The organism is Armatimonadota bacterium (genome assembly GCA_020354555.1).
In the GTDB taxonomy this organism is placed as follows: domain Bacteria; phylum Armatimonadota; class Hebobacteria.
In genome coordinates this window covers 4832641-4835697 of record CP070648.1, presented here as the reverse complement: position 1 = coordinate 4835697, position 3057 = coordinate 4832641, and the positions used below count along the sequence as shown (strand labels likewise).

The following is a 3057-nucleotide window of genomic DNA, read 5'->3' as shown; positions in this document are numbered from 1 at the left end:
TGACCGGGCGGATCGTTGACACGCCGTTCCTGCCCGCCTGCCGCGCGCAGGTCGAGGTCAAGCTCAACGCCGACACGCGCGAGGTGCTGGAGAACCTGCGTGGCTTCCACTGCCAGCTCGCCTACGGCGACCACGCGCAAGAGGTCGCCTACGCGGCGAAGAAAGTCGGCATCGAGGTGCAGGTGCTGTAGGCGCCGCGGGACCCTCTCCCTCTCAGGAAGAGGTTCATCCGCCGCAGGCGGGTCCGCCCGCCTGCAGCTGCGCCGGCCCGCGCGGCAGGGCGCCATCCCGACCCGCGCATCCGCTCGGAATACAGTAGCCGCCTGAGAGGAATATCGCACCCACTTCTGGTAACTGCAGTCAAATGCTTCTGGGAGGCAAGACCATGATCTCGACAGCCTTCCGCGTGACGATGCTCGGTCTGCTCGTGGCGCTGATCCTGGCGCCCGCGGTCAGCGCTGCGCCGGCGACGGGCGGCGCCGCCGATGTCTCCGGGCAGCAAGGCGCGGACATGCCCGGTTCCGCCTTTAGCGAGCCCCCTCCGAACGCCGTGATGCTGTTCAACGGCAAGGACTTGAGCAACTGGCATTACCGCAGCGGCGAGCCCGCGCTCTACTGGCCCGTGGAGAACGGCGTCATCACCGTCGCGCGGGGCGACATCGTGAGCGGCGAGATTTTCGACGACGCGTTCATTCACGTCGAGTTCATGATCCCCGATATGCCGCAGGCCACCGGCCAGGGCAAGGGGAACAGCGGCATCCACGTGCAGGGGCGCTACGAGATCCAACTGCTCGATTCCTACGGCATCAACATTCCGGGGAAGGGCGACTGCGGCGCGATTTACGCCCAGCACGCTCCGCTCGTCAACGCCTGCAAGCCGCCGCTGGAGTGGCAGAGCTTCGACATCATCTTCCGCGCGCCTCGGGTGGACGAGTCCGGCACGGTGATCGAGCGGGGCAGAATGACCATCCTGCAAAACGGCATCGTCATCCAGAACAATGCCGAGGTGCTGGGAGTCAATGTCGGCCCGGCGAATGTGAACATCGGCGAGCCGGGACCGCTCATGATCCAGGATCACGGCGCCCCCCTGAAGTTCCGCAACATCTGGCTCGTACACCTGCCGCCCAAGGGATCGGATACGTACGGGCCCCAGTGAGGCCCCGCTTCTCGGGATGCACAGGCAGGGATGCCGGAGCGCACCTCGGGCAACGCCCTGATTCGCCTCATTTCGCCGGAGGAGTCATCGTGGAAGGATGCCGCTGGCCGCTGCTGGCGCTGGCGATGGCCCTGATCGCTCTGGCCTCGGCGGGAGTAACCGCTGAGCCGCTGGCGTGCATGCAGCGCTTCAAGCTGCGCGACTTCGTCATCGGCGCGTGGTGGGGGCCCGATCCCTCCGAGCATGGCTACCGGATGTACAAGGACGCCGGCTTCAACGTGCTCATGACCTACCGCAATCGCGCCAATGCGACGTACGGTGCCGACTATCAACTTCCCGACTTTGAGTTGAAGTTGGCCCGGAAGGTCGGCCTATGGGTGATGCTGGACACGTATATGCGCAACGATACGCCATGGGGCGGCGTCGAGCTGAACCCGCCGCCGGAGCCGGGCGCGCATCATCCAGCGCGAGCGGCGGAGTTGGCGTGGCTCCAGGAGCGGTACGGCCGTCACCCGCGGCTCGTCGGCTACCTCCTGGGCGACAACTGCGGCCTGCACGGCTACATGGTGGACAACGCGAAAACGCTGCTCGCCACCGCTCCCGGGCTCTTTCCCTGGGTGTCCACGAACCCCGACGTCGGGGCGCAAGCACAGGCGCCGATGCCGCTGCTCTCCAGCCAGAACTACCCTTTCCTCTACCAGGTCAACGAGTCGGAGCCCACGAAGCGGCTTGCGTTCTGCAACCGCCTGGAACTCGACCGTCGGTGTGCGAACGAATACGACATGGCCCTGTGGCCGTTCATCAATTGCTGCGATGCGGTGAGTCCATCCCAGCTGCGCTTCCAGATGCTCGCGTCGATCGCGTACGGCGCGCAAGGCATCTGGTACTTTCACTACCACTGCAACGTGTGGGATCCCCAGCAGGAGCAGCCGGGGCCGCTGTACGACGCGGCGAAGGCATGCAACGGCTATGTCGCGGACGTCGTAGGGCCGCGGGTCGTGGGGCACCGGTGCACGGGTGTCTTCCACACCCCCGGCCCCGACACGGCGGACAACGCTCTCACGCCCGGCCCGGGACGCCTCATCGAGCAGATGAGCGACGCGCTCCTGGCGGGCATACTAGCGCCCGAAAAGCGGCTGAAGGCCGGTCGCGATGATCCGGAGTACGTCCTGGTCGTGGACAAGCGCACGGTGCGGCCGGACGAGGAGGAGCCTCCGGCGCGCGCGGTCCACATCACATTTGGCCCCGCTGTGCAGACGGTCACGATCCTCAACGCCGAAGCCGTTTCCAAAGCCCCGAGCAGACGCCAACTCCGCGACCGCCGGACGCTGCGGCTGCGGCTGGCCGCGGGGGACGGCGTGCTGCTGAAGGTGAACTAGCTCGGCGCTCCGAGGGCTCCGAGGGACTCCGGCGCGATGTCGCCTTGTTAGAGTAATCAGTTCGAAACCGTCAGCGTCGGGTCTCTTCCGCGGGCGTGGTTGACGTGTTCCGAGCCGCCTCGAAGGATAACCGCGCGCGAGCCCGGCCGGCCTTGGCGGGGAATTCGTCGCTGCGGCCCAATCGCGGTCTCATGGCACCGGGCGCCGCCGTCACGCCGCCGCGATGACTTCGACGCTGCCCATGTAGGGGCGCAGTGCCTCGGGCACGCGGATGCTGCCGTCGGCCTGCTGGTAGTTCTCCATCACCGCGATCATGGTCCGCGGCAGCGCGATGCCGGAGCCGTTGAGGGTATGCACGAACTGTGGCCGCGCGCGCGCCCGGGGCCGGTAGCGGATGTTCATCCGCCGCGCCTGGAAATCCCCGAAGCTGCTGCATGACGAGCACTCGAGCCACTCCTCGACGCCCGGCGCCCACACGTCGAGGTCGTATTTGATCGCGGCGACGAAGCTGAGGTCCGCGGT

4 protein-coding genes are annotated in these 3057 nt (G+C 66.9%); 3 read left to right on the top strand and 1 reads right to left on the bottom strand.

The genetic code is table 11. The features are described from left to right. The 3 genes from JSV65_19875 to JSV65_19865 all read left to right on the top strand — a co-directional run. Positions 1-191 (top strand): sugar isomerase (locus JSV65_19875; GenBank protein ID UCH34743.1); only part of this gene is annotated, 191 nt, incomplete at its 5' end. 320 nt (positions 192-511) lie between these two features. Next, complete coding sequence (locus JSV65_19870; GenBank protein ID UCH36859.1) at positions 512-1156, top strand: DUF1080 domain-containing protein; 645 nt, start codon at positions 512-514, stop codon at positions 1154-1156. Positions 1157-1245: 89 nt separating this feature from the next. Further along, positions 1246-2535 carry a hypothetical protein gene (locus tag JSV65_19865; GenBank protein ID UCH34742.1) on the top strand — a complete coding sequence of 430 codons (1290 nt, stop codon included), beginning with the start codon at positions 1246-1248 and terminating at the stop codon, positions 2533-2535. A gap of 210 nt (positions 2536-2745) precedes the next feature. On the opposite strand, the gene JSV65_19860 is transcribed toward JSV65_19865, so the two are convergent. Next, positions 2746-3057 (bottom strand): serine--tRNA ligase (locus JSV65_19860; protein UCH34741.1); only part of this gene is annotated, 312 nt, incomplete at its 5' end.

Excerpts from the sequence above, each read along its gene's own strand:
- JSV65_19870 (UCH36859.1), top strand. The coding sequence starts at position 512 with ATGCCCGGTTCCGCCTTTAGCGAGCCCCCTCCGAACGCCGTGATGCTG.